This window comes from Thalassotalea coralli (assembly GCF_055786205.1).
This window is the reverse complement of record NZ_JBVVBK010000005.1, coordinates 224,960-238,880: the sequence shown is the minus strand read 5'-3', so window position 1 is coordinate 238,880 and position 13,921 is coordinate 224,960. Positions and strand designations below refer to the sequence as shown.

The following is a 13,921-nucleotide window of genomic DNA, read 5'->3' as shown; positions in this document are numbered from 1 at the left end:
TTGTTTGCGGTGTTAACCTTGTAGATAACGTCTTAGTTAGTATCTTCTGTCGTTTTTAATTTTGGCAATACGAGATTCAGAAAGATTGCTACTAAGCCACATAAACTTATTCCTTGTAAGCTCCAGTCTTGATTGCCGATTGCCATACCGCCAATACCAAATACTAAGGTTGTAGAGACAATAATTAGATTTCGCTGCTCTGATAAATCGACTTGAGATTTAACCAAAATATTCATACCTACGCTGGCAATTGAGCCAAATAACAAGATAAGGATGCCGCCCATCACCGGTGTAGGAATCGTTTGTAGCGCAACGCCAAATTTACCGACAAATGCCAAACAAATCGCAGCGATTGCTGCAAAAATCATGATCACCGGATTAAACATTTTGGTAAACATCACTGCACCAGTCACTTCCGAGTAGGTGGTATTAGGCGGACCACCAAAGCAGGAGGCAAGTGAGGTTGCGACACCGTCACCTAACAGAGTGCGATGCAGGCCTGGCTTTTTAAAATAGTCTTTTCCGGTTACGTTACTGATCGCCAGTAAATCACCGACGTGTTCTATTGCTGGCGCTATAGCAACAGGCAGCATAAATGCGATTGCCGCTAAACTAAACTCAGGCGTGACAAACTTAGGCATAGCAAACCAGCTCGATTCAGCGACAACTTTCGTTTCTACCATGCCTAGGGCAAATGAAAGTATATAGCCAACGATGACACCTGCTAATATTGGCACTAGCCTAAATAAGCCTTTGCCAAACATAGCAACGAATAGGGTGGTCGCTAACGATACCATCGATACTAACAACGCTTGCTGGTATGGGAATAGCTCGGCAGCACCGTCACCTGTTTTACCCATTGCCATGTTTACGGCAACAGGCGCTAAACTTAACCCTATCACCATAATTATTGGGGCTACGACTACTGGTGGCAAAATTTTATGTAGAAATGCACTACCTTTTAATTTTACCAAAGCAGCAAGCAGCATATAAACGAGGCCAGCAGCAAAAAGTGCGCCCATCGTTTGTGCCATACCGAAAGTAGACACCGAATAGCCAATTGGCGCGATAAACGCAAAAGAAGAGGCTAAGAAGATGGGGACTTGATTCTTCGTAATAAAATGAAAGGCCAACGTACCTATGCCTGCGGTAAAGAGTGCCACACTTGGTTCTAGTCCTGAAATAAGTGGCATTAGAACAAGCGCACCAAAGGCGACAAAAAGCATTTGCAATCCAGCAACTGCGTTTTTAATAGAAATATTGTTATTCACGGGCAAATTCTCGTAAAAAAGCAAATGAGGGGAGTGGTTACTTAGTGCCGAATATCTTATCTCCTGCGTCACCAAGCCCAGGGATGATATAGCCATTCTCATTAAGGTGGCTGTCAATGGCTGCTGTGTATATTTCTACATCAGGGTGCGCTTCTTCCATCTTTGCGATGCCCTCAGGTGCTGCAACTAACACTAGTGCTTTAATATTTTTACAGCCTGCTTCTTTTAATATATCTATAGTGGCAACCATAGAGCCGCCTGTTGCTAACATTGGATCAACAACTAACGCTAAGCGCTCATCAATATTTGAGGTAAGCTTTTTGAAATACTCTACAGGTTCAAGTGTTTCTTCGTCTCGGTATAAGCCGACAACACTTACTTTAGCGTTAGGGATTAAATTAACGACACCATCTAACATACCTAATCCGGCTCTTAAGATGGGTACGACCGTTACTTTTTTGCCTTTGACCCTGTCGCCTTCAATATCGCCATTCCAACCGTCAAAGGTATACTTTTCTAGCGCTAAATCTTTTGTTGCCTCATAAGTGAGTAAACTGCCTACTTCACTGGCTAAAAGTCTAAAGTCTCGAGTGCTTAAATTAGCTGCTCTCATCAGGCTAACTTTATGCTTTATTAGTGGGTGGTTAATTTCAAACGTTGGCACGCTAGGCTCCTAATATTTATACGAAAATGTGCGTATCTAAAATGTAGCATATTTGACGAATAATTGGAGTTACCCATGAGACAAAACCTGTGATAGATTGTAATCGCTAGCGGCTTTTTAAGGTTTAACAAGTAAAAAGCGATGATTTAACAGATTTTTCTGATAAAACAGCAAGATTTATGTGAAAAGTTTGTTATATTATCACACGCTCGCGCGTAGCTAGAGCGCGCTTCAACTCAAAATGTGAGTAAAACAATCATGAGAAAACACACAATGAAACTGGCCACGTTGTTAGTTTGTAGTGCTTCGCTATTTGCACATGGCGACGCTATCAAGCAAACAAAAGGCTCTTTTGAAGACAAATTTCGTCAATTAGACGAAGTTTTGCCAACACCTAACGTATACCGTAATGCGGCAGGTGAACCGGGCCATCAATATTGGCAACAACAGGTTGATTATAAAATTAAAGTAAAATTAGATGAAGCGAAGCGTCGTTTAGAAGCTAAGCAATCTATGGTTTACACCAATAACTCACCTGACACTTTGAAGTACCTTTGGCTTCAACTAGATCAAAATATCTTTAAGCCTGATTCAATCAGCTCGCTAACAAAGACATTTAACAGCAAGTCGTTAAAAGACGGTAAGCCAGCGAAATTGAGCCTTCACTCGTTGCGTCGTCAGCACTTTGTTGACGATACTGAGCTAGGTTACCAAATTAGCAATGTTCGTGACGGCCGTGGCAACAAATTAGATTTTGTTATTGTTGGTACCAACATGCGTATCGACCTTAAAACACCACTGAAACCAGGTCAAAAAACTAACTTTGCTTTAGATTTTGCCTTCAATATTGTCGAAGAAGATGCAGTGAATGCACGTGCTGGTTACGAGCACTTCCCTGATGATGCTCGTGAAGGTGGCAACGACATTTTCTTATTAGCACAATGGTTCCCTCGTTTACACTCATACACTGATTATGAAGCGTGGACAAACAAAGAGTTTTTAGGTAGCGGTGAGTTCACATTAGAGTTCGGTAACTACGAAGTTGAAATGACAGTTCCTGCTGACCACATTGTTTCATCTACTGGTGTTCTGCAAAACCCTAAAGACGTTTTAACGAAAGAACAACGTAAGCGTTTAGAAAAAGCTGAAGATGCTGACCGTATCGTTTTCATCGTGACTGAAGAAGAAGCGTTAGAAAACGAAAAAGAAGGCACTAACAAAACTAAAACGTGGAAGTTTAAAGCTGATAACGTTCGTGATTTCGCTTGGGCATCATCTCGTAAATTTATGTGGGATGCACGTGGTCACAAACAAGACAGTAAAGAAACTCCTTTAGTGATGGCAATGTCTTTCTACCCGAAAGAAGGTGGCGATCTATGGAAGAAGTACTCTACTGAGTCGGTTATCCATACGATGGAAGTATACTCTCGCTTTTCATTTGACTACCCATACCCAACAGCTCAGTCAGTTAATGGCCCTGTAGGTGGTATGGAGTACCCAATGATCACGTTTAACGGTCCGCGTACTGAACTTCGTGATGACGGTTCTCGTACCTATTCTCAAGCTGAGAAGCGTTTCCTTATTGGTGTAGTTATCCATGAAATTGGTCACATCTACTTCCCGATGATTGTTAACTCAGATGAGCGTCAATGGACTTGGATGGACGAAGGTTTAAACAGTTTCTTAGACGGCGTTGCTGGTCGTGAGTGGGACCCAATGATCCCATGGGGTGTTGAACCTCGTGATATTACTGGCTACATGAAGTCTCAGTATCAGGTACCAATTATGACTCAGTCTGACAGTGTATTGCGTTTAGGTCCTAATGCTTACACTAAACCAGCTGCAGCATTAAACATTTTACGTGAAACGATTTTAGGTCGTGAATTATTCGATTTTGCTTTCAAAGAATATGCGCAACGTTGGAAATTCAAGCGTCCTACACCTTCAGACTTTTTCCGTACTATGGAAGAAGCGTCTGGTGTTGACCTAGACTGGTTCTGGAGAGGTTGGTTCTATTCAACTGATCACGTAGATATCTCATTAGATCGTATTTACAAGTTACGCGTAGACACTAAAGATCCAGACATCGATTTTGCACGTGAGCGTCAAGTAGAGCTTGATAAGCCATACTCTTTAACTGACGAGCGTAACAAAGCTGAAGGTAAGAAACTTTGGATTGAGCGCTTCCCAGACATTAAAGATTTCTACGACGAAAATGATCGCTTTACTGTAACGAATAAAGAGCGTAACTCTTATCAAAGCTTTTTAAAGGGCATGAAAGACTGGGAGCGTAAAGCGTTCGAACGTACAGTGTCTGAAGATAAGAACTACTACGTATTAGATTTCACTAACAAAGGTGGCTTGGTTATGCCAATTATCCTTGAGTTAGAATTTGCTGACGGTAGTAAAGAAGAAATGCGTATTCCTGCTGAAATTTGGCGCAAGTCTCCAAAAGCAGTAAGTAAGCTTATCGTTACAGAGAAAGAAAAAGAGTTAGTTAACGTAACTGTTGACCCTCGCTGGGAAACAGCTGACGTAGATGTAGAGAATAACCACTACCCACGTCGCATCATTCCTTCACGCGTTGAAGCGTACAAGTCGAAGCGCCGCACTAGCAAAGTTAGCCGTGACATTATGCACGACATTAAAACAGAGCTGAAAAGCGACAAAGACGACGAAGAAAAGAAAGAAAAAGAAGATAAATAAACAGGATTATGATGAAGCAATTAATCGTTAGTTTGTTTATGGTGGCTGTGCTGTTTAGTAGCACAGCTGTTAGCCATCAACAAAAAGCAGCTATAAGCACAGTGCTTTTTAACCCGCGAACAGAAAACATTGAAGTGAGTCATCGCTTTTATCTTCATGACGCGGAACACGCTGTAAAAGAAATATTCGGCAAAGAAGCTGATATTATTGGCTCGGAAAAAACGCAACAACAATTCTTTGATTATGTTGTTAAGCGCTTTGCCATTCGTGACGAACAAGGAAAGCTTCTCGATTTGAAATCTGTTGGTTTTGAAGTTGAAGGTAAGTTTTTCTGGGTTTATCAGGAAACTAAACAACCAGTTGTTTTAGGCGGTCTTAAAATTGAGCACGCAGCACTGCGTGACATTTGGCCAAGCCAAGTTAATACAGTAAACGTTGAGGGTAAGGGAAAAGTTAGAACTCGTACATTCGACGGCTCTGTTGAAGTAGCAACGATTGAGTTTCATCACTAATTAATACTCTTCTTATAAAAGCCGATAGCTAATTAGTTATCGGCTTTTTTTATGCCGAGCAAAACAGCTAGTGTGAGCTCGTTCTTTTTCAAATTACTTGCAATGTAATGACTATTCAACGTACTGTTTGCGTAAATAGTTAATTGGTTTTACTTGTGCAAAGACGATTGATACTAAAATACGGCTGCTTGCTATTTGCTTTGTTAGCTTTAATAAAGCTGGTGGAGTATCAATTTTTTAGCTATCGCATGTCATTAGATAGCTTTCTCGCAGTAACAGCAACAATATTTTTAGTTATTGGCTTAGTGTCTGCGTGGCTTTTTAAACCCGCTAAGGTCATTAAAGAGAAAGAGGTGGTTGTCGAAAAGCCGACATTAGATGTAGTTAAACAGCAAGAGTTTACAGCGCGTGAATTAGAGCTTTTGATATTTCTTTCGAAAGGCTACACCAATCAAGAGATTGCCGATAGTGTATTTATTTCAACAAATACCGTCAAAACTCACCTCAAAAAGCTATTTATTAAACTCGGAGTTTCAAATCGAACTCAGGCGGTGGCTGAGGCTAAGGCACTGAAAATTATATATTAAATGCATATCACCCTTTCGGGTGACGACATTATAGGCTAGATTTAACAAGATAAAGACTCGAATTCATTCAATCAGTCGAGAAAGAACAATGAAACAGTTAATGATTAAGTTTGGTTTAATTGCCGGCACAATAGTCGTGCTCGTACCCTATATCGGCGGTGTGATTATGGGCACAGATCCTTCTACTTATAAGATGGGAGAGGTCATTGGCTATTCCACCATGGTATTGTCTTTATTAACGATTTTTGTGGCGGTAAAAGAATTGAAGCAAGTACAAGCGCCAGATAGTGTTTCGTTCAAACAGGCTTTTGGTTTAGGTCTTGGTATTAGCTTTATTGCAGCGCTAATGTTTGGTTTGTATAACGTCGCATACGTTACTTACATTGAACCCGAATTTATGGACAATTACTTTAACTATTATATTGAAACTGTTCGTCAAAGTGGTTTACCTGAAGTTGAAATTAATCAACAAATTGCTCAGTTAGAGCAAGACAAAGAAATTTTTATGAACCCTTGGGTAAACTTTTTCGCTATGTTCACTAGCGTATTTATGGTGGGCTTTGTTATCTCCCTTGTCGCGGGGCTTACTCAAAGGAAAGCTGCTTAACTGAAATCTCCACCCATACATATTTTAAACTTAAAATAACACAGCTATTTGTGTCATTAGTTCTACACTTAAATGCATAAGATTCATGTATAAAGGGGTAGGGAATGAAACATCAAATAGATAAAATGCAAATGCTGTACGATATTGAAAAGAGTTTATTGTCGTTAGAAGTCGCTAAGCAAAAAAAGTCGGCTGTGTTTATAGCTGCCACCATCGTTTTATTAGGTTTGGCACTGCTAACGGCAAATGTGGCTGTTTATTTACACTTTTCTGAATTGCATTTTTTTGCGCAAAAAGCTTGGATAATGGTGGCAATAAATATCGTATTGTCATTCATTCCCCTATATCTTATTCGTTCAGCAGAGCAAAAATCTCCCGCCGTAGAGGCTGCAGAGTCTATTAGGGATTCACTTTTTAACGATTTGAAATCTGGTGTTGAGTCTAGTGTTGCTGACTTTACTGATAGTGCGGAAAAACTGCATCGCTTTGGTAAAGACATTAAACAATTTAGCGAAGGGGGATTAACCGCTCTTATTCCTATAATTAAACTCGCTTCTGAAACCGTAGGTAAGAAAAAAGACGATGGTAAATAGAGGTTTTAATGAGCACGCAATCGCAAGCCATGAAATTAGTCATCTTTGTTGTTGTAATTACCAATTCTCATTTTAATTAAAGCGATTTTGATTCCCTTGGCGATTTCGTTACTCATTTGGCTGTTAATTGATGCGTTAATAATTCGCTTTAAACAGTTAGAAGTTGCAGGAACGTTTTTGGTCGTTCCTTTTTTAGTTTCAACAGCTATTATTTTTCCAATATCGAGGAAACCAAATGGATAGCGGCATTGATGTCTGCAGACGGTCAATTAATGCAAGAAAGTTAGGTTATTTAAGAAGGCGAGGGCTATTTACTGATAATTAACCCATGCTCTTTAAGCGCAGGTATTGAGTTAATGAGCTCGTCTTCAATATCGTTCAATATGTGTAAATCTTGGCAGAAATTCGCAGCCTTGGCTTTAATAGCATCTACTTTTCCAGTAATTTCTAGCTGTAGACCGTCACTCATACCATCAATTTTGTTGTCGAACGTACTTGCTCTGCTTTCACCTTTACTTTCTTGCTTGTTGACCATAGCGTCGCCAACAGCTCCAAGCATAGTACCGACAGAGTCCATTACCAGAGTTTCGATCTCTTGTTCAAACGCCCCGGTAAAAATTTCATCGAATTCATCAAAATCTTGGGATGCAATATAGTAATTATCATCACTGTGGTTAAAACGTTTTCGTAATTGCCATTGCAATTCGTCAAATTTTCGCTGCAATTGTTGATGAGAGGCACTGTTTTCACCCGTAACCCCCGCTATCACCTTATTAACGGCTTTTAAGCCAACGTCAACGCCTTCAATAGCAATAGAAACAGCTGCGGGAATTTGTTGTCGTATGCCTTGTGCATATTCACCTAATAAGGCTTGTTGCTCTGCAGAAAGCTTTTGTTCATACCCTTTAATAAATAACTGCTTGTCATTATTAATTTGGACATGGGTAATACCATGATCTAGCAATCGAATATGATGAGGGTCGATGATAATACCGTACTTGAACTTAATGTCGCATGATAATGCAAGCGCAGATGAAGAAAACAGCCATCCACCAGATAGCAATGCCAAAGGTACTAGGCGTTTTTTTATAGAAGATAAAGAGATCATGCTGACACTATAGGATCTATGATGATCTTTCGTTCTTTATAACGTAAACGACTTGGTCCGTACTCACGTTTAGTTCGTTCTTGAAATTTACCAATAAAAAGCTGAACATCTTGATAAACTCTTTCTGTACCTTCTAAGACGATGCTTGTCATGTAGTCTTCTATACTTGTTTCTAGTTCTTCTTTTTCATTTAATAACACGCCCATTTGACCTGCATGGTATTTGTAAGTAGACATGACTTTATTGAGGGTTTCTGGGTTCACTTTATCTTTCGGAAGTTTTCTTAACTTATTACTAGCCGCTTTAAGCTCGTTAGTCTGATTTGACTCGTGTTCTAATTTTTCTTCGAGTTCTTCCATTTGCTGATGAAGCGCTTCTAATTTATGGTCAAAGCGAACTATGGTTGGGCTACCGGCCGTCGCACCTATTGTACCCGCGTGAACTGCAGTGCCAGCACTAATATGACCAGCTATTAATTTACCGTTTGCTTTTTCTTCAGTACCTAACCAAACACGTTCAAGTACTTCGACGATGCAATGCATCATCTGATTTTCGATACGTAAGTTTTTACAGCTTATGTCAGCATATTGGCAGTATTTGGCGTAAATGCTTCCTGCAGCACGGATATTGGCACTCATTTGAATATCATCTAACGAAACATCTTCTACTTCTTGTTTCTTACCAATAATTCCGCTGCTAATTGTTATATCTCCGCCCGCTTCAAGAAAAGCAGATTCAACAAAGCCGCCTACAGTAATATCGCCACGAGCAGTTACACGCATGCCTTCACAAACATCGCCATCAATAATTACACTGCCTTCGAAATCAATATGGCCAGTACTCACGTCGACATTTTTAATTTGGTAGACTTCGTCTACTTCCATGCCATTGTCGATAATACGAGGTAAACCAACGCGAGTAGAGAGTAATACGTCACTGTTTTTTGGACTAATAGAAGTGCCATCGCCTGCTTTTAGCTCTAAATCTTCACCGGGTTGTGGCTCTAAAGGGGTACCGGTAACAGAATAGCCTTTTACACCATCTGTATGCGGGATTTTCTTAGCAAGAGGGTCACCAATTTTTACACAGATGATATCACCAAGATCACGCATGTCGACGGTACCATCTTCACGCTCTTTAGGACGAAGAATTCTGTCTTGGGCACTTTGCACCAAATGCTTAATTTTAGCGTCTTTGCCATTTACAGGTTCTTTACCTTTCGCTATAAGGCCTTTAACAAGAGAACCTGGTTCTTCTCGTGCAGCGTGTTTGGCAAGTTTTACTAGCTCTTCTTTACTAAAGCCACGCGTAACACCTGCTTGTTGAGCAGAAACCAAAATTGCTTTTGCAGTTAAATGTTTTCCGCCTAACGCGGTAGATATTTCTGCAGACGCTTCCATTTCATCACTACCAATTTCGATAGAAATGGTTGCATCTCGCCTTTCTAGCACCTGATAACGAATTTCCCGACCATTTTGCCCAGCTTGCAGAGGCTTTAATACACTATTAAGCTCAGCTATCGCATTTTTGATGTTGCCATTGTCCACGAATAGGGTGCTGTACTCTGATTCTTGGATTAGCTCATGGATTGAAGCCTCAGTTAACAAGGTGTCATTTTTAACTGGCTTGAGTAACAGGTCTATATTGTTTTTTTTGTTAGGAACTAAGCTAGCTTGGGTCACGTTTAACTCTCTGTGTTACAACTTACGGTTAAATTCGACTAAATATAGTTTTCTTGGTGAATGCGAATAAAGTTGTTGGTACCAACTTTAGAGTAATCTACTTTATACTCTTTATTGTCTAATGCTTGAATAAACAACAAAGTTTTATTTTCACCAAACACATCAATAGCACTAACATCGACTACATCTTGGTAAGCCTTTTTCGCGTCTGATTTTTTGTGTGGAATCGTCCCATTGTAAACTCCAATACCTCTGTTACTCACGATAACAACAGGGTGACTACCGTTGATAATTAGTAGGTCAAATTTTCTAATTTTATGGATAATGGTATTTCTGCCACTAGTGATGAAATTTTTTTCAATCAAAATGCGCTCCTAATATAGCGTTTTTGCTGCCGCATTGTAGCTTTTCTTAATACCTCAAGCACGTGTCATGGCTTGTTACTAGCTACAGGCATCTTATAGGTTAGTTTTACCTATCCCTAAATATATAAATTTTTGATTTATGACGCAATAAATAACCTTAAAACATAGTGGTTAGCAACTAAATTTTACACTTTGGTAACATAAAAATCATCATTGGAGATAACTCATTGATTACATTTCAACATTTTCAATCATAAATATTCAGGAAGTTGTTCACTTTCAAGTAAATACCTTCTAACTAAATCTAACGCTCGATAAGCGGTTGCTTGTTGAACGTAATGCCTATTGCCCTTAATCAAAAACTTGTGAGTTTGTAAATTGTTTTTGTTGCCCCAAGCAATCCATACCGTACCTACAGGCTTTTCAATACTACCGCCAGAAGGTCCAGCTACGCCTGACACAGCTATGGCGATGTCCGCTTTAGCTGCGTGTAAAGCACCTTTAGCCATTTGCACAACAACTTCTTCACTAACTGCACCGTGTCTTTGCAGCGTTTCTTCTTTAACGCCAACTAGTTGTTGTTTCACTTCATTAGAATAGGTGATGTATCCGGCCTCAAATATTTGCGACGAGCCTGCTTCAGCGGTAATTAAACTGGAAATTAAGCCACCTGTACATGATTCAGCGGCAGTAATTTTGAGCCCTTGTTCTATTAGCAAGCCTTGAACTATGCTGGCAAGAGAAGGGGGAGTACTTACATCTTTCGCAAAAATATGATCACCAAGAAAGTCTGTTAATCGTTGTGTCCAAAATTTAAGTAAATCTGCATGTGCAGGATCATTTGCCAACAGTTTTACTTCTAATGTTGGAAAACTTGCTCTAAATCCTAAGGTGATTTCTTTAGGCCAGTCTGCGAAGTTATCAGATATTTTTTGTTGAAGATTGCTTTCGCCAATACCAAATACGTATAGCCTTTTTAATAGCGGTTTTTGCAATGACTTTGTTATTGTTTGGAGTGTGTCGTTTACGCTTGAACTTAACATAGCCTCTAGTTCACTAGGGACGCCAGGAGTGCAAATAATATGGCAGTTGTTTAACTTAACTGAAAATCCTACTGCACTGCCAACAGGGTTATCCAAAATATTACACCCTTTTGGCAAGTAAGCTTGTTTCATATTGGCGTCTGACAAGGCCAAGTTTCTGCGTTCAGCCCATTGCTGAAGGTGCTTTTCGGCGTCAGTATGCAAAACAATCGGAACATTTGCTGCCATAGCTAATGCTTGAGCAGTAAGATCGTCGACTGTAGGCCCAAGGCCTCCGTTTACAATGATTATATCGGCAAGGCAACTGCCATGGGTTAACTCTTGAGTTAACTCGTTTAACTTGTCGCCTAAGGTTGTTTTTTTATTAACGGTTAAACCGAGTTCCTTTAGGTTTTTAGCAATCATAGCTGCATTGCTATCAATAATATCCCCAGAAAGTAACTCGTCTCCCGTCATTAACAGTTGCACTTTCATGTCGCTTTTCAGACTCTTGAATTAATAATGTTAAGAAATTTACTTTTATCTGCTAAACATTTAAACCTTTTTATTAAAACAAGTAACTAAATGAACAAAAGAAAAATTGCAAGGAATTGAATATGAAAATATCTAAGATGATTTTGGCTGCTTCTATACTTACTTCTACTATGGCTGTTGCCGATGTAGAACGCAAAATAACTAAAACCTTTGACGTAAGTGCTAATGGTGAATTTAGGCTAGACAACGTTAATGGCGAAGTAGACATTAGCACTTGGGATAAACTAGCGATTGAAGTTATTGCTAATATTTCTGCAGATTCAGAAAAAGCACTAAACTTGATCGAAGTTGATATGCGTTCAAACAGTAATGGCGTGATAGTGCAAACCCATCACAAAAAAAACAACTGGGGCAATGGTGGCTCAGGCGCTGTTGATTATATTGTTAAGGTGCCGAAATCAGTTAGCTTAAAGTCTATTGAAATGGTAAACGGCTCTCTGCAGGTCGAAGGGGTAGAGGGTGAAGTAGATGTTGAGATGGTTAATGGTTCGGTATCAATCGAAGGCCTTACTCGTGACAGCCATGTGAGTTCTGTCAATGGCAGCATTGACATTAGCTACGCTTCTGCTGCTAGTGATCTGGACGAAATCGAATTAGAAACGGTTAACGGTAGAATTAAACTAACAGTTCCAGAATCAATGGGACTAGATGTGGATGTAGAAACCATGCATGGCAGTATAAAAAATGACATGGGGCTTCAAATGAAAAAAAGCGGTTTTATCGGTAAAGAGTTAACGGGCATCGTGGGCAATGGCGAAGTTAATGTCGAAATAGAAACCGTTAATGGTGGTGTGAGAATTAAAACTAAGTAAAATTACATTAGGGCTTAATAAGCTCTAGCTTTATTGAAAATACAGAAGCGGCTTTTGCCGCTTTTTTTATAAATAATCAGAATAAGTTAAGACAATATTTTATGACGATATCTAGAGCTCAGTTGATTGGCGAGTGGGTAAGACAGGAAGTTTTAGAGGATGGAACTCAAGAGTTAGAACAGGCGAGTATGACCGAAGATGGTCAATACCAGTTTGATTTTTCTACTTATGACAAGCAAGGAAATCTTATAGAGCATACCGCAGAATTTGGTTTTTGGGGGCTTGTTGGCGATATTCACTTCACTATGGCTAAAGTACAAATTATTGGTGATAAGGAATATGTTTTAGATCCGAGTGATGAAGAGCATTATCAAGTCTATAAAGTACTAGAAATGTCAGGACAAAAATTTAAATATCAGCATATTGTCAGTAAAGAGGTGTTTATCCTGAAGCGGGTTATTGATAGAATCGCCCACTGTTAACAATCTATTATCTTAGCGACAGCAATAATTATCGAGATTTCCCATGAAGCAATTACATTCTGCAAGCTTGATCACTGCGATTAAAACTCCTTATAACTCAAACGGCGAAATAGATTTAGCCAAATATGATGAGTTAGTAGCTAAACAGATAGCAGCAGGAGTTGACGGAATTGTTGTTGGCGGCACAACAGGTGAAGGTCACCTGTTAAGTTGGGAAGAGCACTTAATGCTGATTGCTCACAGTGTTCACAAGTATGGCAAAGAGCTTATTATTGTAGGTAATACAGGCTCAAATAATACCCGCGAGGCGATTAAAGCCAGTGAAAATGGTTTTGCTATGGGGATGGATGCCGCACTGCAAATTAATCCTTATTATGGTCGTACTTCAAGTGCTGGTGTTGTTGAACACTTTAAGAAAGTGCTAGAAATTGGTCCTGCTTTTATCTATAACGTGCCAAGCCGTACGGGCCAAGATTTAACGCCTGACATCATTGAGCAAATTGCCGACCACCCGAACTTTGTCGGCATGAAAGAGTGTGCTGGCAACGATCGTATCGCCTATTATGAGCAGCGCGGTATTGCCTGTTGGTCTGGTAACGATGATGAAAGTCACTCTGGCCGCCATCAATTTAAATCTCACGGCGTTATTTCAGTTACGTCTAATATCGTGCCGGGTTTAATGCGTAAACTAATGGATGAAGAAAACGTTGAATTAAACGACAAGCTACAAGGTTTAATGCAATGGTTATTCTGTGAGCCAAACCCAATCGCCATTAATACGGCATTGATGATGACGGGCGCGGTCGACAAAAACTTCCGCTTGCCTTATCAAGCATTAACAACAGCACAACGTGAAAAAGGCTTTAAATTACTTGCTGATATTGCGACCGACGATTTAGTGGGTGATACATTAGACCTATTAGAAGACGGCGACTTTAAATACACGCCATAGAAA

14 protein-coding genes are annotated in these 13,921 nt (G+C 39.8%); 8 read left to right on the top strand and 6 right to left on the bottom strand.

Going from position 1 to position 13,921, the window contains the following annotated elements:
• Window positions 1-32: 32 nt before the first annotated feature.
• Together ACOB80_RS14225 and upp are read right to left on the bottom strand one after the other, a co-directional pair.
• Window positions 33-1,277: a uracil-xanthine permease family protein gene (locus ACOB80_RS14225; protein WP_473166514.1), complete on the bottom strand. Its 1,245-nt coding sequence runs from the start codon at window positions 1,275-1,277 to the stop codon at window positions 33-35.
• Between the two features lie 31 nt (window positions 1,278-1,308).
• Window positions 1,309-1,935, bottom strand: coding sequence for a uracil phosphoribosyltransferase (gene upp / locus ACOB80_RS14220; protein ID WP_473166513.1), 627 nt, complete (start codon window positions 1,933-1,935; stop codon window positions 1,309-1,311).
• Between the two features lie 273 nt (window positions 1,936-2,208).
• On the opposite strand from upp, the gene ACOB80_RS14215 reads away from it, so the two are divergent.
• The 5 genes from ACOB80_RS14215 to ACOB80_RS14195 all read left to right on the top strand — a co-directional run bounded on the left by ACOB80_RS14215 (window position 2,209) and on the right by ACOB80_RS14195 (window position 6,940).
• Complete coding sequence (locus tag ACOB80_RS14215; protein WP_473166658.1) at window positions 2,209-4,641, top strand: M1 family metallopeptidase; 2,433 nt, start codon at window positions 2,209-2,211, stop codon at window positions 4,639-4,641.
• Between the two features lie 8 nt (window positions 4,642-4,649).
• Window positions 4,650-5,153, top strand: a complete 504-nt coding sequence (locus ACOB80_RS14210; protein ID WP_473166512.1) for a DUF6702 family protein — start codon at window positions 4,650-4,652, stop codon at window positions 5,151-5,153.
• Window positions 5,154-5,308: 155 nt separating this feature from the next.
• On the top strand, window positions 5,309-5,740 hold the full coding sequence (locus ACOB80_RS14205) for a response regulator transcription factor (RefSeq protein WP_473166511.1): 432 nt from the start codon (window positions 5,309-5,311) through the stop codon (window positions 5,738-5,740).
• Window positions 5,741-5,828: 88 nt separating this feature from the next.
• A complete protein-coding gene (locus ACOB80_RS14200; protein WP_473166510.1) occupies window positions 5,829-6,347 on the top strand; it encodes a DUF4199 domain-containing protein in 519 nt (172 codons plus the stop codon).
• 104 nt (window positions 6,348-6,451) lie between these two features.
• Window positions 6,452-6,940, top strand: a complete 489-nt coding sequence (locus ACOB80_RS14195; protein WP_473166509.1) for a hypothetical protein — start codon at window positions 6,452-6,454, stop codon at window positions 6,938-6,940.
• Window positions 6,941-7,247: 307 nt separating this feature from the next.
• On the opposite strand, the gene ACOB80_RS14190 is transcribed toward ACOB80_RS14195, so the two are convergent.
• From ACOB80_RS14190 to ACOB80_RS14175, 4 genes are all read right to left on the bottom strand, one after another.
• Window positions 7,248-8,048 (bottom strand): DUF2884 family protein, encoded by an 801-nt coding sequence (locus ACOB80_RS14190; RefSeq protein WP_473166508.1) that lies wholly within the window; start codon window positions 8,046-8,048, stop codon window positions 7,248-7,250.
• Window positions 8,045-9,730 (bottom strand): flagellar assembly protein A, encoded by a 1,686-nt coding sequence (locus tag ACOB80_RS14185; protein ID WP_473166507.1) that lies wholly within the window; start codon window positions 9,728-9,730, stop codon window positions 8,045-8,047. Before ACOB80_RS14185 ends, ACOB80_RS14190 begins: the two co-directional genes overlap by 4 nt.
• A gap of 38 nt (window positions 9,731-9,768) precedes the next feature.
• Window positions 9,769-10,095 carry a hypothetical protein gene (locus tag ACOB80_RS14180; RefSeq protein WP_473166506.1) on the bottom strand — a complete coding sequence of 109 codons (327 nt, stop codon included), beginning with the start codon at window positions 10,093-10,095 and terminating at the stop codon, window positions 9,769-9,771.
• A gap of 251 nt (window positions 10,096-10,346) precedes the next feature.
• On the bottom strand, window positions 10,347-11,612 hold the full coding sequence (locus tag ACOB80_RS14175; protein ID WP_473166505.1) for a CinA family nicotinamide mononucleotide deamidase-related protein: 1,266 nt from the start codon (window positions 11,610-11,612) through the stop codon (window positions 10,347-10,349).
• A 122-nt stretch (window positions 11,613-11,734) separates the two neighbouring features.
• Here ACOB80_RS14175 and ACOB80_RS14170 point away from each other — a divergent pair, with 122 nt between their 5' ends.
• The 3 genes from ACOB80_RS14170 to dapA all read left to right on the top strand — a co-directional run bounded on the left by ACOB80_RS14170 (window position 11,735) and on the right by dapA (window position 13,918).
• Entirely contained in the window at window positions 11,735-12,484 is a 750-nt protein-coding gene (locus ACOB80_RS14170) for a DUF4097 family beta strand repeat-containing protein (RefSeq protein WP_473166504.1), read from the top strand.
• 101 nt (window positions 12,485-12,585) lie between these two features.
• Window positions 12,586-12,966, top strand: coding sequence for a hypothetical protein (locus ACOB80_RS14165; protein WP_473166503.1), 381 nt, complete (start codon window positions 12,586-12,588; stop codon window positions 12,964-12,966).
• Window positions 12,967-13,009: 43 nt separating this feature from the next.
• Window positions 13,010-13,918: a 4-hydroxy-tetrahydrodipicolinate synthase gene (gene dapA, locus ACOB80_RS14160; RefSeq protein ID WP_473166502.1), complete on the top strand. Its 909-nt coding sequence runs from the start codon at window positions 13,010-13,012 to the stop codon at window positions 13,916-13,918.
• Window positions 13,919-13,921 lie beyond the last annotated feature (3 nt).